The 17,022-nt window shown below is 39.1% G+C and carries 19 protein-coding genes; 15 read left to right on the forward strand and 4 right to left on the reverse strand.

Annotation, left to right across the window (positions count from 1 at the left end; all coding sequences use genetic code 11):
• Positions 1-64: 64 nt before the first annotated feature.
• Positions 65-1,399, reverse strand: coding sequence for a YfcC family protein (locus tag KMW37_RS15260; RefSeq protein WP_215225515.1), 1,335 nt, complete (start codon positions 1,397-1,399; stop codon positions 65-67).
• A gap of 343 nt (positions 1,400-1,742) precedes the next feature.
• On the opposite strand from KMW37_RS15260, the gene KMW37_RS15265 reads away from it, so the two are divergent.
• From KMW37_RS15265 to KMW37_RS15335, 15 genes are all read left to right on the forward strand, one after another.
• A complete protein-coding gene (locus KMW37_RS15265) occupies positions 1,743-4,304 on the forward strand; it encodes a M1 family metallopeptidase (RefSeq protein ID WP_215225516.1) in 2,562 nt (853 codons plus the stop codon).
• Between the two features lie 121 nt (positions 4,305-4,425).
• Positions 4,426-5,340, forward strand: a complete 915-nt coding sequence (locus KMW37_RS15270) for a metallophosphoesterase family protein (RefSeq protein ID WP_215225517.1) — start codon at positions 4,426-4,428, stop codon at positions 5,338-5,340.
• 86 nt (positions 5,341-5,426) lie between these two features.
• On the forward strand, positions 5,427-5,666 hold the full coding sequence (locus tag KMW37_RS15275) for a hypothetical protein (RefSeq protein WP_215225518.1): 240 nt from the start codon (positions 5,427-5,429) through the stop codon (positions 5,664-5,666).
• 70 nt (positions 5,667-5,736) lie between these two features.
• Entirely contained in the window at positions 5,737-7,497 is a 1,761-nt protein-coding gene (locus KMW37_RS15280; protein WP_215225519.1) for an arylsulfatase, read from the forward strand.
• Between the two features lie 4 nt (positions 7,498-7,501).
• Positions 7,502-8,089, forward strand: coding sequence for a sugar O-acetyltransferase (locus KMW37_RS15285; RefSeq protein ID WP_215225520.1), 588 nt, complete (start codon positions 7,502-7,504; stop codon positions 8,087-8,089).
• 2 nt (positions 8,090-8,091) lie between these two features.
• Positions 8,092-8,604, forward strand: a complete 513-nt coding sequence (locus KMW37_RS15290; protein ID WP_215225521.1) for a DUF1835 domain-containing protein — start codon at positions 8,092-8,094, stop codon at positions 8,602-8,604.
• A gap of 33 nt (positions 8,605-8,637) precedes the next feature.
• Entirely contained in the window at positions 8,638-8,847 is a 210-nt protein-coding gene (locus KMW37_RS15295) for a hypothetical protein (protein ID WP_215225522.1), read from the forward strand.
• A 129-nt stretch (positions 8,848-8,976) separates the two neighbouring features.
• Positions 8,977-9,300: a hypothetical protein gene (locus tag KMW37_RS15300; RefSeq protein WP_215225523.1), complete on the forward strand. Its 324-nt coding sequence runs from the start codon at positions 8,977-8,979 to the stop codon at positions 9,298-9,300.
• Between the two features lie 56 nt (positions 9,301-9,356).
• Positions 9,357-9,773 (forward strand): putative signal transducing protein, encoded by a 417-nt coding sequence (locus KMW37_RS15305; RefSeq protein WP_215225524.1) that lies wholly within the window; start codon positions 9,357-9,359, stop codon positions 9,771-9,773.
• 87 nt (positions 9,774-9,860) lie between these two features.
• The gene (locus KMW37_RS15310; RefSeq protein WP_215225525.1) at positions 9,861-10,523 is read left to right on the forward strand and encodes a hypothetical protein; all 663 of its coding nucleotides are present in this window, start codon (positions 9,861-9,863) and stop codon (positions 10,521-10,523) included.
• A 38-nt stretch (positions 10,524-10,561) separates the two neighbouring features.
• Complete coding sequence (locus KMW37_RS15315) at positions 10,562-11,062, forward strand: RDD family protein (protein ID WP_215225526.1); 501 nt, start codon at positions 10,562-10,564, stop codon at positions 11,060-11,062.
• A 99-nt stretch (positions 11,063-11,161) separates the two neighbouring features.
• Positions 11,162-12,841 (forward strand): N-acyl-D-amino-acid deacylase family protein, encoded by a 1,680-nt coding sequence (locus KMW37_RS15320; protein WP_215225527.1) that lies wholly within the window; start codon positions 11,162-11,164, stop codon positions 12,839-12,841.
• Between the two features lie 27 nt (positions 12,842-12,868).
• Positions 12,869-13,288, forward strand: a complete 420-nt coding sequence (locus tag KMW37_RS15325; RefSeq protein WP_317195583.1) for a GNAT family N-acetyltransferase — start codon at positions 12,869-12,871, stop codon at positions 13,286-13,288.
• 55 nt (positions 13,289-13,343) lie between these two features.
• On the forward strand, positions 13,344-14,057 hold the full coding sequence (locus KMW37_RS15330) for a ZIP family metal transporter (protein ID WP_215225528.1): 714 nt from the start codon (positions 13,344-13,346) through the stop codon (positions 14,055-14,057).
• Between the two features lie 52 nt (positions 14,058-14,109).
• Positions 14,110-14,682 carry a pentapeptide repeat-containing protein gene (locus KMW37_RS15335; RefSeq protein WP_215225529.1) on the forward strand — a complete coding sequence of 191 codons (573 nt, stop codon included), beginning with the start codon at positions 14,110-14,112 and terminating at the stop codon, positions 14,680-14,682.
• 118 nt (positions 14,683-14,800) lie between these two features.
• On the opposite strand, the gene KMW37_RS15340 is transcribed toward KMW37_RS15335, so the two are convergent.
• From KMW37_RS15340 to KMW37_RS15350, 3 genes are all read right to left on the reverse strand, one after another.
• Positions 14,801-15,388, reverse strand: coding sequence for a DinB family protein (locus KMW37_RS15340; RefSeq protein WP_215225530.1), 588 nt, complete (start codon positions 15,386-15,388; stop codon positions 14,801-14,803).
• A 72-nt stretch (positions 15,389-15,460) separates the two neighbouring features.
• On the reverse strand, positions 15,461-16,072 hold the full coding sequence (locus KMW37_RS15345) for a GNAT family N-acetyltransferase (protein ID WP_215225531.1): 612 nt from the start codon (positions 16,070-16,072) through the stop codon (positions 15,461-15,463).
• Positions 16,073-16,198: 126 nt separating this feature from the next.
• Positions 16,199-17,017 (reverse strand): ABC transporter ATP-binding protein, encoded by an 819-nt coding sequence (locus tag KMW37_RS15350; protein ID WP_215225532.1) that lies wholly within the window; start codon positions 17,015-17,017, stop codon positions 16,199-16,201.
• Positions 17,018-17,022: the final 5 nt, after the last annotated feature.

The raw sequence follows: 17,022 nt of genomic DNA on the forward strand, positions 1-17,022 counted from the left end.
TGGGCCTGGACTCTGATAGGACTGACAAAAAGAAGTCTAACTATTTGGAGTCGAAGCCTAATTTTTAATACCCAATATAAATTCCCACAATTACCGCCAGTGCCCCTAAAGCCAGCATTATCAAGGTGAGTCTTAAGGCAAAGCCCAACCATTTATTGAAGGAAATGCCTGCTACACTAATAATGGCCATTAATGCACCATTGGTAGGAATAATCATATCCATCATGATAGCACCGTATTGGTAGGCCAGTACACATGCCTGTCTAGAGATACCGATAAGATCCGATAGAGGTGCCAAAATCGGCATGGTCATAATGGCTTGTGCGGAATAACTGGGTACCGGAAAATGTAATAGAGCTTGTGCTCCCATCATGGAAATGGCAGCTACACTTTTCGGTAAATACTGTAATGGAGTAAATAGTGAATAAATAATAGTGTCGATGATTAGGCCTTGCTTGAGTATTAGGGTGATGCTATTGGCCAAGCCCATTATGATCGCGGCAAAAGTCATTTCCTTAAAACCTTCAATATAGGCTTCTGCTGTTCCATTGAAGCCCAATCGGCCCACAAGCCCAGCAATAATTCCCAAAGCAAAAAACTCCGCTGACATTTCATTAAATCCCCATTCCAGAATTACAAGCCCATAAATAACTATAATAAAAGCCATGGCTGTAAAAAGAAGAATTATAATATTCCTGCCTTCCATTTTATGTGGTTGGATGGATGACTTTTTGGGCTTTTCAGTCTTATTATTATTTGCATATCGAATAATTAGCATGGTCCAAAGTAAATAGGCTAGTATTAAAACTGCTATCCTGTATACACTTCCTGAAAATAAGGGAAGCTCTGCTGTCTTTTGGGCCATCCCAACCCCAAAGGGATTCATGGGGCTAAAGGAGGAACCAACTACAGCAGATCCATAACTTATTCCAACAGCCACAAGGGTATTGTATCCCAGGCGATGGGCAAAAAACAATAAAACAGGTATCATGGCTATTATTTCCTCTTGAAGCCCATTAAGAGCACCTCCAGTGGTGAACAACAATGAAATTACGGCGAGCGCCCACGATTCTTTTCCCGAAAGTTTTTCGGTCATATAATGTATGCCATCTCTAAATGCCCCAGTTTTATCAACCACGTAAAAGGCACCGCCCATTAGAAAAATCAATGCAATCAATTCAGCCCTCCCAATAATACCTTCTGGAATGGATAATAGGATTTGCCCTATCTTTAAAGGTTCAGCATCTATTTCTCTATAAGAATCAGGAACTACCGTGACATAACTGAGATCAGGGTTTTTAATTCGTTGGTATTCACCTTTGGGCAGCAGGAAGCTTAGTAGGCTTACAAAAAGAATAAAGCCCAGCATAATGACGAGGGCATTAGGGAATTTTCTCATATTCAGGCGGGTTGGATATTATAAATTAATAAATAATCCATAATATAAGCAGGGGCATCGCTTTTAAACCATCAAAAAAGTGATGCCAGCCTGATCTGACCTGATTGTTAGTGGGGTTCACTCTGTCTGAAACCTTAATTATTCAATTTGAATAATATCATTGGTTTAATACGATTTCCAAGAACATATAGGGCGTTTCTTACCTTGAATTTAAATATTGAGATCAGATTAAAATAAACCAAAGATCTGCTTTTACGAAGTTTTTGATTGATGGTGAAGAATTAATTCACAGAATTCTATAAGTTCGGGATTGATTATTCCAGTATTAATTTTTGAACGAAATATGAACCCTATTATTCCCAAACTTGGCTTTGGATTGAGTTTACTGTCTATTCTTATGGCTTGTAAACCACAAAAATCAGAATTTTCCCTTGAGGATGGTGTTTCCCAAAACCTCGCTGAGACCAGAAAAGAGCTAATCAGTGATGTAGTGTATACCATGGATTTTGATATTCCTTCAGAATTAAAAAAGCCTATTCCTGCCATTTTGGATTTGAGCTTTGGGCTGGGAAATAAGGAGGATGTTTATCTTGATTTCAGTGCTGCCTCTGAGAACCTCAAAAGCATAGAAGTGAATGGTGATAGTGTGGGAATAATCCATCAAATGGAACATATTCAAATTCCAGCTGAAAACCTGAATAAGGGAGCCAATGAAGTCCATATAGAATTTATAGCTGGGGAAAATTCACTCAACAGAAATGAGGAATATCTCTACACGCTATTGGTTCCTGATAGGGCAAGATCCCTTTTCCCCTGTTTTGACCAGCCAAATATTAAGGCCAGCTATCAGCTGAACATTACCGCACCTAAGGACTGGGAAGTCATGTGCGGTGCTCCAGAGCTCAGCCAATCTGCGAAGGGCGAAAGTATCCAACACCGGTTTGGGGAAACGGATAAAATGAGCACCTACCTATTTTCCTTTGTGGCAGGAAAATTCAATACTGCAAAAGAAAATCCTGGCAGCTTTGAAATGGAATTGTTTTACAGGGAGACTGATCCTGAAAAAGTGGAGGGCTCTGTTCCTCAGATTTTTGAGCTGCATCAAAAGTCAATAAGCTTTTTGGAGGATTATACGGCCTTTCCCTTTCCATTCCAGAAGATGGATTTTGCAGCTATTCCGATATTCCAATATGGTGGAATGGAACATGTGGGGGCCATCCAATACAAGGAGCCAAGTTTATTTTTGGATGAAACTGCCACTGACAGTGAACTTCTGGGCAGGGCCAAACTAATTTCCCATGAAGTTGCCCATATGTGGTTTGGTGACTTGGTGACCATGGACTGGTTTGAAGATGTTTGGCTGAAGGAGGTCTTTGCCAATTTTATGGCTGATAAGATCGTCAACCCTTCTTTTCCAGAAATCAATCACGATCTATTGTTTTTGGTGAGTCATTATCCTGCAGCTTATGCTGAGGATCGCACCCAAGGAACTAATCCCATAAAGCAGCCTTTGGAGAATTTGAAATACTCCGGAACCCTTTATGGGAATATTATATATCACAAGGCTCCCATTATGATGCGGCAGCTGGAAGCCCTTATGGGAGCGCAAGATTTTCAGCTTGGTATTCAAGAGTATATGGAGACCTTCCAATACAATAATGCCACTTGGGCCGATTTGGTGGAGATTTTGGATAAGAGAACTGAGGTAAACCTTGCTCAATGGAGTGAGGTTTGGGTAAACCAAAGTGGAAGGCCAATTTTCAAGGACAATATCAAGTATGATGAGAAAGGATTGATTTCTGATTTTGAGATTTGCCAATATGCTGAGGATGGCAGCGAGCATTTTTGGCCACAGGTATTTAATATAGGTCTTGTTTACGATGTGGGAACTAAGGAAATAGCTGTGGACATGAAGGAGGCTAAGATTATTTTAGATGAGGCAAGGGGGCTTTCCAAACCAAAAGCAATTATTTATAATTCCGATGGATTTGGCTATGGTGTTTTTCCGGTTAGTGAAGGGGAACTTGAATTCATTCCACAATTAAAGGATGATGTTAGTAGGGCGCAGGCTTATATCAATAGCTATGAAAACACTCTTTCAGGAAATATAAACTCTATTGTAGCTATGAGCTTGCGACTAGAAGGATTAAAGCAGGAGGAAAATGAATTGTTGATCAGAAATATCAGTGGACAGTGCAGCAATCTATTTTGGAATTATCTTTCCCAGGAGGAGAGGAATTCCGTCCAGCAGGAGTTGATAGAGGTGCTTTATGATAGGCTGAATGGTGAATCGCCTGCTAATGTCAAAAAGACCCTATTTGGTCTTTTCTCCTCAATAGCTTATAGTGAAAAAGCCAGGGAACAATTGTATAAGATTTGGAGCAAAGAAACCGTAATTCCCAATTTGAATCTCAATGAGGATGATTATACAGAATTGGCCACGAAGCTGTTACTTTTTGAACATCCCAGGACCGAAGAAATCATCAAAATTACTAAAGATGCTATCACCAACCCTGATAAGCTGGAGAGGTTTGAATTCCTTTTGCCTGCTTTATCATCAAATGAAAATCAAAGAGATGCAAAAGCGGAAGGATTTTCCCAAGCTGTCAATAGGGAAAAGGAAGCTTGGGTAAGTTCAGCATTGTCATATATCCACCATCCTTTGAGGCAGAAAAGCGGAATCAAGCACCTTCGTGCGAGTTTGGATTTGCTGGATGAAGTGCAAAAGACTGGGGATATTTTCTTTCCAAAGGCATGGTTGGGTAGTACGATAGGGAGGTATAGTTCTCCAGCTGCCTATGATATCCTAAATGACTATTTGGCTGAAAATCCCAATTTGAACCCAGTCTTATGGAAAAAACTGATGCAGGCATCTGATGATTTGATTAGGATAAACAGTCAGTGAACCAATGATGGATAGGGAAAGAATGGTTAATCTTTATTCATAAAGCTGATTTCCAATCAAAAACCATTTTACCTTTGAATAATATCAAGCCTATATTAGTGCAAAAGTAAAAACGGCTTTTATGAAACAATCCCATTTTTATATTGACAGGAGGAAGTTTTTGAAACTTTCGGGAGCCTTTACAGGCAGCCTATTATTGTCTTCTTTTAATCTTTCAGCAAATGGAAAGACCATTAGGATAGGCCTGGTGACGGATACCCATTATGCTGATGCTGATGCTAGGGGAACACGATATTATAGGGAATCGCTGGATAAGATGAGAGAGTTCGTTGGAGTGATGAATGATGAAAAGGTGGATTTTGTCATGCATCTGGGAGACTTTAAAGATCAGGATGATCAACAGCTTGAAGAAGATACGCTAAAATATTTGAGGGATATTGAATCTGTCTATGCCCGGTTTAAAGGGCCTCGATACCATTGCCTGGGCAATCATGATGTGGATAGTATTCGCAAAGAGCAGTTTCTGTCCAATATAGAAAACACAGGGATTACCAAGGATAGGAGTTATTATTCTTTTGATCAGAAAGGGATGCATTTTATCGTTTTGGATGCCAATTACCATGAGGATGGGAGGAATCATTTTTATAAGGAAGGGGCAGATTGGACAAATACCAATATCCCAGAATTTGAGCTAGAATGGTTGAAAGCAGACCTTGAAAGGAATTCCAAACCAACCATTGTATTTTGCCATCATCCACTTTTTGAATATTTCCATGGTCAGAGCCAGATGCATGTCAATAATTATAAGCAGGTCAAAGCTATTTTGGAGGATTCAGGAAAAGTAATGGCTGTTTTTCAGGGGCATGTACATGAGGAACGTTTTGATCATCAGGGAGGAATTCATTTTGCGACCCAAATGGCTATGGTGGATGGAAGTGGAGCAGAAAACAGCAGTTTTTCCATCTTGGAAATTGACAGAAAGGGTATTCAATTATTAGGCTATAAAAGGGCTAGCGACCATAAAATGAAAAAGTGACTGCCATAAATAATAAATAGGCTTTAGCATAAACCAAAATTTTCCAAAATGGGTTATAGAACGAGAATAATAAAATCGATCAGAAAATGGAAATGAGAAATTGGAATAAGCCGCAAGTGTTTTTTGCTATCCTATTTTTAGTCTGTGGGATATTATCATTTGTTCCGAGTTTTGAGCAAAAACAATTGAGCATTTTAATTGATCACACGAATTATCTGATCAGCTATAATGTGTTGTTTTATGCTCTAAGTTTTTTGTTCGGGGCTTTGGTCTTTTTGATTTGGATGATTTCTATTCTTAAAAACAAAGATGCCAACCGCTTATAAGTTTATCGTACTGCTTTAATTGATTTTCTCTAAATTGGTTTTTGAACTTAAACTTGACCAAAATAACCTTATGAGAAATTCATTTAGCCAATTGCTCTTTGGTATAGTACTTTTATTATCTCCCTTTCGACTTTTTTCACAGACGCCTGAAAAACCTAATGTCATATTGATCATAACAGATGATCAGGGATATGGCGACCTTGGCGCTACAGGAAACCCATATGTGAAGACTCCCAATATTGACCAGCTGGCGCGGGAAAGTATCCGATTTAATCAGTTTTATGTTTCCCCGGTTTGTGCTCCTACAAGGTCCAGTTTGATGACTGGAAGATATTCTTTGAGAACAGGAATACGGGATACCTATAATGGAGGAGCCATTATGGCAGCAGGAGAGATCACCATAGCTGAAATGCTAAAAGATGCCGGCTACCAAACCGGTGCTTTTGGTAAATGGCATTTGGGAGATAATCATCCCTCTAGACCAAATGATCAGGGCTTTGATGAATCTTTGATCCACTTGTCCGGTGGAATGGGCCAAGTAGGTGATTTCACTACTTATTTTAGGGGAGATAGCAGTTATTTTGATCCAGTGCTTTGGCATAATGGACAGCAGGAATCATATGAGGGCTACTGTTCCGATATTTTTGCAGGGGAAGCCATTAAGTTTATTGAAGAAAACTCCGACCAACCTTTTTTCTGTTATTTGGCTTTCAATGCCCCGCATACACCATTGCAGGTTCCTGAAAAGTACTATAAAATGTACAAGGATATCGATCCTTCCCTAGGTTTTGAGGAAGCGATGAGGCCTTACCGCAATATGAGTGAAAAGGATAAAGAAGATGCAAGGAAAGTATATGCTATGGTGAGCAATATTGATGATAATCTGGGAAGGCTTTTCAGGAAATTGGAAGAGCTCGAAATTGAGGATAATACCATTTTGATTTTTATGACAGATAATGGCCCTCAACAAATGCGCTATCTCGCAGGTATGCGAGGTAAAAAAGGGGATGTGTATAGGGGAGGAGTTAGGGTACCTTTTTACTTTAGGTATCCCGCAGCATTTAAGGCAGATCAGGATATAGAAACTGTTGCTGTGCATATGGATGTGATGCCCACTTTGGCAGAAATGTGCCAGGCTGAATTGCCGCAAGATCGTGTAATTGATGGAAAAAGCTTATTGCCTTTAATGTATGGAGAAAAGGTGGCTTGGGAGAATAGGCCCCTGTTTTTTTATTGGACAAGAAGGTATCCGGAATTATACCAAAATATGGCTTTACAGCAAGGCGATTATAGGTTGGTGGCCCATGCTGATTATAATTCGGACTGTCAGGATTTTGAACTTTTTGATATGGGGACGGATCCATATGAGCGTAATAATATCAATGGACAAAAGCCTGAGATTACCAAAAGAATGAAGCAGCAGCTTGATGCCATTTATGGTGAATTGATCCAATCGGACAATATCAAAAATCAACCTTTTATATCCGTTGGGAATGATCAAGAAAACCCTGTGGTACTCAATAGAAATGATGCAGGCGGGGAACGTGGTATCTGGAATCAAGAGGAAATCTATGGCAAATGGCGGGTAAATGTGACGGAAGGAAAGTATAAAATTCGTTTCAAATTTATCAAACCCATTCCCGCCGGTGGAAGGATGGTCATGGAAGCCGGAGCCCAAGTATTTCAATCTAAGAATTCGGCGGAGACTGATGTGATTGTAATGGATAATGTGAATTTGGATAAAATGGAGGGGGATTTGATACCTTTTTATGCTATACAAGGAAAAAATATCATGCCTTTTTGGGTGGAAATTGAGAAACTGGAGTACTAATAATATGACAGAAAAAGAAAAAATGCTTTCCGGAGAAATTTACAATACCCTGGATCCAGAACTTCTGGAACGTTATCATAAAGCGCGAAAGCTTATTAAAGACTATAACCTGTTGGATTCGGAGGATATGGAAAAAAGGGTAACAATTTTAAATGAGCTTTTGGGAGAGAAGGGAGAAAAGGTATGGATAGAAGCACCTTTTTATTGTGATTATGGTGAGCACATTAGTATTGGTGAAAATACCTTTGTCAATATGAACTGTACATTTTTGGATGATAATATAATTCGAATAGGTAAGAATGGATTGATAGCTCCAGGAGTTCAAATTTATACCGCCTCCCATCCCCTAAAAGCTTCTGAAAGGATCAGAAAGCCAGAAGAACAGTCTCCAAATGAACCGATATATAGGACATTTTCCAAGCCTGTGATAATCGGTGATAATGTTTGGATTGGTGGAAATACCTGTATTATGCCTGGAGTGACCATTGGGGATAATGTGACCATAGGTGCTGGTTCTGTAGTAACCAAGGATATACCGGACAATGTTCTGGCTTTTGGGAATCCTTGTAGGGTAATAAAAACCATTGAATAATAATGGGTGAGATTTTCCATATACTGAATGGGGATGCTTTGAAGGATCAATTTCCTTCAAATTTACCTGGGCAGACTATTGTCTTTAGGGAATGTTTAGTAGAGGGTGATTTGAGTGGTGACACTGATCAGGAATTTTATCATACTCGGGCTAGATTCATTAGATTAACCTATGGGGATTTTGATGAAAAAACTTATTTCGAAATTACCGTTCCGGAGTTAGAAAAAATCAAGCAAATCCCTCAAGGATCCATTGTGTATTTATGGTTTGAGGATGACCTCTTCTGTCAGGTCAACTGCTGGTATGTTTTGCATCAACTGAGTAATCAGCATCATTCCGGTGAGGTGATTTTGGTTAGGCCCTATAGCAGTTTGGAATATGGTTTTGGGGGATTGGATATCCGGGGCTTGAAGGAGACCTTTGAATGGGGCAAATGCCTATCAAATGAGGAGTTTTTAGCCTTAAGTAAGATGTGGAAGGCTTATCTGTTGAAAAACGATAATGAACTGTATTAAATAGTAAATGAACTGCCTGATTTTTTTAGTTATTTGATTAAAGTGGTAGATGCTGAAATAGCCAGAAGGCCTCCTAATGGTGGTTTGGGAAGGCCTGAACAAAGTATGATTGGTATCATGGAAGAGCTTCATACCGATGAATTTTCCAAGTTATTTCGGGAGTTTTCCAAGCGAGAAAGTATTTATGGTTTTGGGGATTTGCAGGTTAGGAACTTGCTGGAGAAGGTGAAAAATTCAAGATGATTTTCAGTGAGCTTCTGTAGAGAAAATCTTGCTAATAATTCTTAAAATAAGCGCTTAGTTGTATATTGAATAGGTAAGTGTTTTTTAGAATCTTGTTTTATTTATCATTTTATTAAACCCATCTACCTAATGAAAAGAATCAAAAAATTCGGAGTCCTTCAAACAGCCAAAGTAGCGGCATTACTTTATACAATAGTATCAGCAATTTTCATTATACCTTTTGGGTTTATAGCGGTGATTTTCTCTTCTGTAGACTATCCCTTTTCAGCACTAGGAGGAGGAGGGATTTTGATATTTTTCCTTCCCTTCTTATATGGCTTTATTGGATTCATAACTGTGGCTATTGGGTGTTCGATTTACAACCTCATATCAGATAAAATTGGAGGGATTGAAGTAGAGGTGGAGGATGGTCCAAGCCCTTTTGTCGGTCCACAAAATTATCAGCAAGGTTAGGAATAATCGAAATCTTTCGAGAATTAGATGTACCATTTTTAAGCAGTTTGCAAATCATGAGCCTAATAGCCTTAAAAACTTTTGATAATTCGGTTGAAGCACATCTTTTAAAAACCAAATTGGAAAGTGAAGGGATTCAAACATTCTTGATGGATGAAAATATGGTTACCCTCAATCCTTTACTTAGCATTTCAATTGGAGGGATCAAGTTAATGGTTCCTGAAGAAATGCTGGAAAAAGCACTCGGCATACTAAATAAATTCAATCAGGCGCCCATTTATGATGACAAGGATAATATAATAAAATGTCCCCACTGCGAGTCCAGCCATATTGTTTCTGAAACAAGTTCCATTAAAGATGGAAAGGGGATTTTGGCCTTAATGCTTTCTGCAATCTTTTTTGTTTTGCCTTTATATGTTAGACGCTATCACAGATGTTTGGATTGTAATCAAGTGTTCGATAAACATAAATAAGCGGTTTTTTTTCGTTTATATAATGTTTTATGTATTTTTAAATATAGTTTAGGTTTTTATTCCTAAAATTTTTCAAAATTTAGCATCATGACCCAAGAGCATCAACTCGCTTTTTGTAAGTCTTGCACCCTCCGTAAAAAGGATGGTAAGCAGGGATTGGTCTGCTCATTAACTTCTGAAAAGCCTGATTTTATTCATGAATGCCCTGACTATAAGTATGACTCCAGAGTGGATTTGCAGTTGGGTAATGAGCAGGAGCAGGAATGGAGGGATTTAAAAGAAATACTTTATGCAGATAATTTTGAGCGATTGCGCCTGGAGCAAAATTTACCTTTAGCAATTTTTGGTGGGTTTTTTACCGGAATTATCGGTGCTGTTATTTGGGCAACCATCACCTTAATGGCGGATTATCAGGTAGGTATTTTGAGTATTGCTTTAGGAGGATTAGTAGGATTTTCAATTAGGTATTTAGGCAAGGGGATAGATCAGATTTTTGGTTTTTTTGGAGCAGCTATTGCCGTGGCCTGTTGTTTACTGGGAAATTTCTTGGTCTCAATGGGCTATATAGCCAATGCCGAAGATCTAGAATATATGGAAGCCCTTTTCCTTTTTGATTATAACTATATCATTCAATTAATAGCAGATACCTCTAATTATTGGGATTTGATTTTTTATATTATAGCTGGCTTTGTAGGCTATAAGTTGGCCTTTAGGGATTTTACCAAAAGGGAAATTATTGAAATGTCATAACACCTTGAGGTCTTTTAGTTAACTTTTATAAATCCGCCATGAAGAAATTGGTTATCAGAAGACTTTTGGCTGGAATGATAGACTATGGTTGCATAATGGTTTATGCCCTGATATTACTGGCTATTTTTAGTGGAGTTTATTTTGTGCTTCAAGTTAACCCTGCCAGCATTCATCCGTTATTTGCCCAATCAATTGGTTTTTTGACCTTAACCTTACCCGTTTTCATCTATTTTTATCAAACTGAAAATGGCAGATATCATGGTACGCTTGGAAAAAGAGCCTTAAAGATTAGGGTTGTTGGTGGGAATGTTTGGCTCCGAAATGTGCTGAAATTATTGCCTTGGGAAATGGGACATGCAGGTGTCCATTGGATGATTTTCTTTGCCAATAGAGGGGAAGAGCCTGCTTTATGGCTCTGGATTTTATTAATTTTTCCACAGCTGCTTACTTTAGGCTATTGGGTAAGTATTTTATTTAATAGGGGAAGAACAAGCATTTATGATCATCTGGCGAAATGTCGAATAAAAATGACAGTATAGCCGATTATTCAGTTTGGTAGCCTTTCAATGACTTAGCAATTATTCCTACATTAATAATTGCTTATATTACTGTATGTCAAATCTATAAAGTACACCGGTATGCCAATTAGATTCAGCTTATTAATATTGTTTTTGTGCTTAATGGCTTGTTCAGGTTCTTTTGACCATGATGTCATTATCCGAAATGGGCAAATTATCGATGGAAGTGGAAAACCTGCCTTTCTTGCTGATATTGCTATTAATGCAGATACGATTACGGCTATTGGAGATCTTAAGGAAAAGAAGGCCCAAACAGAAATTGACGCCAAAGGATTAATTGTCGCTCCCGGTTTCATCAATATGTTAAGTTGGGCAGTGGAGTCCTTAATAGAGGATGGTCGATCCATGAGTGATATCAAACAAGGAGTAACCTTGGAGGTTTTTGGAGAGGGTAGCTCTTGGGGACCTTTAACACCTGCTTCCAAGAAGGAAATGAAGGATGATCAAGGCAAGATCAAATATGACATACCATGGAATACCTTAGGCGAATACCTAGAGTTTTTAGAAAATAAAGGTGTTTCAACCAATATAGCCTCCTTTGTGGGGGCCACCACCTTAAGGGTAAATACGGTGGGCTATGAGGATAGGGCTCCAAATGAAGAGGAATTGGATAGCATGAAAATAATGGTCAGGAAAGCCATGGAAGAAGGTGCTATGGGAATAGGTTCTTCCTTGATTTATGCTCCAGCTTTTTATTCAAGTACAGCGGAGTTAATTGCTCTTTGCAAGGTTGCCGCAGAGTATGATGGCATGTACATATCCCATTTGCGCAGTGAGGGGAATAGGTTATTGGAAAGTCTGGATGAGTTAATCCAAATTGCTGATGAGGCCGGAATTAGAGCAGAGGTCTACCATCTCAAACAAAGTGGCGCAGAAAACTGGGATAAATTTCAATTGGTAGTGGACAAAATTGATTCCGCAAGAAAAGCTGGATTACATATTACCACTGATATGTATAATTATACTGCTGGGGCAACGGGACTGGATGCAGCTATGCCACCATGGGTCCAGGAAGGTGGTTATGATACTTGGTCTGCTCGTTTGCAAGATCCGGATATTCGCGCTAAAGTTTTAGAAGAAATGAGGACACCTGCAGAAGACTGGGAAAGCCTAATGCAGGCAGCTGGTTCTGCGGACAAGATGATACTGGTGGGATTTAAGAATGACAGTCTCAAGCATTTTACCGGAAAAACACTTGCTGAGGTGGCCAAAATCCGTGGAAAGTCTCCAGAAGAAACGGCTATGGATTTGGTGATAGAGGATGGGAGCAGGGTGGGCACAGTTTACTTTTTGATGTCTGAAGAAAACGTTAAAAATCAAATAAAACTTCCTTGGATGAGTTTTGGCTCAGATGCCCAGTCCATGGCCACTGAAGGGGTATTTTTGACTTCCAGTACCCACCCTAGAGCTTATGGTAACTTTGCCAGATTGCTGGGGAAATATGTGCGCGATGAAAAAGTAATCAGTTTGGAAGAGGCCATCCATAAGCTGAGCGCATTGCCAGCTTCTAATCTAAAGATTAAAAAAAGAGGGAGTTTGAAGCCCGGGTATTTTGCAGATGTCATTATTTTTGATCCGCTTACTATTAAGGACAAAGCCACTTTTAACAAACCTCACCAATATGCTGAAGGAATGGTGCATGTTTTTGTAAATGGAAAGCAGGTTTTGAAAGATGGGAAGCATACAGGTGCCTTTCCAGGGAGAGTAGTCAGAGGACCTGGATGGAAAGGCTGGAAGTAGTAGATTTTTATTAAACGATTAGATTCAGTGAAACAGAATTATCAGATCAAAAGGATTAGTCCTGAGCAAACTTGGGATTTGCGGCACAGGGTTATGTGGCCAGATAGGTCAATTGACTATGTTAAATTGGATGAGGATAAGAAGGGGCTTCATTTTGGTTTGGAAGTGGAGGGCAAGTTAATTTCTATTATTTCTGTGTTTGTAGAGGAAGGAAAGGCACAGTTTAGGAAGTTTGCCACTGATAAGGGCCATCAGGGAATGGGCTTTGGTTCACACTTACTGGCCCATGTTTTGGAGTTATTGGAGCAAGAGGAAATAGCACTAATTTGGTGTAATGCCAGGGTAGAGAAAACAGCATTTTATGAAAAGTTCGGTTTGGTGAAAACCAATAAAACTTTTCAAAAAGGGGGAATAGACTATGTGATTATGGAGAAGAAAGTGATTTAAGATGGATTAGTCAATGCCCATTATTTTAAAGAACAAATTTATAATTTGAAAGTTTATGGATCTTCTTACTCAAATTATTCTTTATGCCGGTTTTTCTGGAATTACAGTTTTTATTGGCGCCTTGCTGGCCAATTACTTTGAACATCATATTCTAAAAAGAAAAATTAAGTATGAGATTACCCATACCGCAATGGCGTTTGGGGCGGGCATTCTACTTTCTGCACTGGCTTTGGTGTTAATACCAAAGGGACTCGAGGAACTTAGTTTATGGCCTATGTTGATATCATTTTCATCAGGCGCGATTGTATTTTTTATTATTGATAAAAGACTTGCCCAAAGTGGTGGGAAAATGGCCCAGCTTCTGGCTATGCTGATGGACTTTGTTCCAGAATCGATCGCTTTGGGCGCTTTGTTTGCCAGTGATCCGGCCACCGGTACTTTATTGGCAGTGTTCATTGGTCTCCAAAATTTGCCCGAAGCATTTAATTCATTCAGGGATATGGTGATCAGTGGATTTACGGTAAAGAAAACCTTGATAATGATGTTTTTTTTAAGTTTTGCAGGAATAGTAGGAGCAATGATTGGCCATTTCTTTTTAAGTGGTAGTCCTGATATTACCGCTCATTTAATGGTTTTTGCGAGTGGAGGTATTTTGTATTTGCTGTTTCAGGATATAGCGCCTGAAAGTTCGATGAAACACCATAGGTGGGGGACCATCGGAGCGTGTTTAGGTTTCATGGTGGGAATGATTGGTGAAAAAGTGATTTAAATTTATTTCGTTCCATTAAGTTTAGATGGTTCTGAAACTTTATTTTTATGGCATGAATAAGCCATATTTTGAAAGCGAAGTATTCTCTGGAAGTGACTTTAACGTAGCAAGCCTAGCATTTGGAGAATATGAGTCCTGTACTTTTAAGCAGTGTGATTTCTCAGGGCTAGACCTTAGGGATTTTAGTTTCATTGAATGTGAATTTGTATCCTGTGATTTTAGCAATGCCCAGCTTCAGCATACCGCTTTTCAGGATGCCAAGTTTATTGATTGTAAACTTTTGGGTTTGAGGTTTGATAAGTGTAATCAGTTTCTGCTGACTTTTGAGTTTGATAGGTGTCAACTTGATTTTTCCTCTTTTTATGGTTTGAAATTGCAGAAGACCAAATTTAAAGAGTGTAGGCTGGAGGCTGTTGAATTTGTTGAGACCGACTTAACGGCTTCTTCCTTTGTTAATTGTGACTTGAGGGATGCTGTATTCGATAGGGCCAATTTGTCTAAAGTGGATTTTAGATTGGCCAATAACTTCTCCATTGATCCTGAACGAAATAATATCAAAAAAGCCAAGTTCTCCTTTTCCAATATTCAGGGTTTACTGGACAAATATGATATTTCTGTAAGTTAATGAAAGCCTTTGGGCTTTATTGTTAGAGAAGTAATATGGTACTGTTTGAGAAACAGTATAAATAAAAAATCAAACAAAGTCTAGGGGAGAGTAAGACAGCTCTCCCCATGAAATAAAATCATTTGACTGCTTTATATTCGCCCAAAAATACATTTACGCCTTTGGGAATTGGGTTACCATTTGCTCTTCTGAGAGTTGCAATCTGTCCGCTGTGCCAAAGGGCATCTGCCAGCGGGCCATTGATCACGATCCAAAAAGGGTAGGTGCCCTGGATACTTATTTTTTTCAGATCAGATTCAGTCATACCTAAAAGCTGATCATAGGTTTCCTTTAGGATTATTAGGGTTTCAGCACGGGTAGCTTCCATGTTGAGATTTTCCTTTTTTTCGTAGGGACTTGGCAAAACAGCATTTCTTATGACCATGCTTAAGCCATAAATATGTTCAATGGTTTCCCCAATGGTTCTAGCTGTTTCCTCAGCCTTAAAATCATAATCTGTTTCTTTCAGGTCTTGAGAAGCATAACGGTACCTGAAGCCCAGGCTTTCTACCATTCTTGCCGCTACACTACCTGGGCTATAATCAACAGGGTGTTTGGTGATATTGCTGAAGGGAAGATTTTCTGGTAATTCCATAGAACTTTGTGCTTTTGAAAAAGAGGATGATAGTCCCATTAAAACAAAAAAGACCAAATAAAATATTTTCATTAGAATGGAGAGTTTTTTAGATAAGAATACTTTTGGTAAGTGTTTGTAAAGTGAACAGTGAAAATCAATTTGTTATGAAACAATTCCCCCCTTGTATTTTTTAAGGCGGTATTCAAGACTCTTTTTCACCCCATGCCACTCTTGGGCAATAATGGAAAACACAACTGTGTCGCGGTATGTTCCGTCAGCATTGAGTCGGTCATTTCTTAAAATCCCATCTTGTTTTGCTCCCAAGCGTGCAATGGCATTTCTTGAATTGACATTGAACCAGTCAGTTTTGAATTGAACAGCAATGCAGTTCAGTGTTTCGAATGCGTATTGTAACAAAAGGTATTTGCATTCGGCGTTTATCCCAGTTCTTTGATGGCTTTTTGCATACCATGTGTAACCAATTTCCAACCTTCTATGGGCAGCTTCGGCATTACAAAATCTTGTTGACCCAATGATTTTGTTACTTGATTGCTCAATGATGACAAAAGGCAAAGCGGTTTTGGCCTCTTTTTGTGCTATTGCTTGAGAGATGTACTGGTCTATGGTGTACTCTGAAGGAACAGTGGTGAACCAAAGTTCCCAAAGTTTCCCATCAGATGCAGCTTCCACTAGCCCATTTTTATGTGTTTTTTCTAAAGGAATAAGCTTTACTTTATCTCCTTCCAAGCTCAGTGATTTTAACCAATTTTCCATGCTTTCATCAAGTATGAGGCAAACAATTTATTGCTTGGCAAGATACTAATTAAAAAAATAGAGGAAGAAAAACCCTGATCATTTTCCTTCCCATATGGCGCAGTAGACCAATTGATATTGCAGCTATTAATGGTTTAGAAAATCCATCAGATACCCCCTAAAATCATAATACTCTGGATGTTCGAGGACTTCTTTTCTTATTCTTGGCCTTTCAAATGGTATCACCAGTTCATCGCCAATTTTGGCATAAGGTCCACTGGTCATCATTATTACCCTGTCTGCCAGAAATATGGACTCATCCACATCATGGGTGATGGCCACGGCAGTGATTTTCTCTTTTTGCCAGATTTCTAATAATACATCCTGTAGTTCGCCTCGGGTAAGGGAATCTAGCATGCCAAATGGTTCATCCAAAAGAAGGATTTTGGGTTTCAAGGCAAATGCCCTTGCGATGCCCACCCTTTGCTGCATTCCTTGTGAAAGTGAGGTGGCTTTTTTGTTGAAGTCATTTCCAAGGCCTACCTTGTCCAAATAGTATTTGCAGATGTCTAATTTTTCCGCTTTGCTGGCATGTGGGAAAACTTGTTTTACCCCAATCATTACATTTTGTAGGGCTGTAAGCCAGGGTAATAAACTGGGAGACTGGAATACCACTGCACGGTCAGGGCCAGCACCCCTGATTTCATCTTGGTCGACATATATTTTGCCCCCGCTAATATCATTCAATCCAGCTATCATGGTCAAAAGGGTGGACTTACCACAACCTGAATGGCCAATTATGGATACAAATTCTCCTTTTCTAATAGACAGATAAAGATCATCCAATACCACATAATCTCCTTTGGGAGTGGGGTAGACTTTTCTGATTTCCTGACAGCTGAGCATATCCGGTTGTCCTTCCAAGTGGGGGATATACAGATTTTCTTTATTCAATAATGCTTCCATATTGG

It is taken from the genome of Echinicola shivajiensis (genome assembly GCF_018642165.1).
GTDB classification, from domain to species: domain Bacteria; phylum Bacteroidota; class Bacteroidia; order Cytophagales; family Cyclobacteriaceae; genus Echinicola; species Echinicola shivajiensis.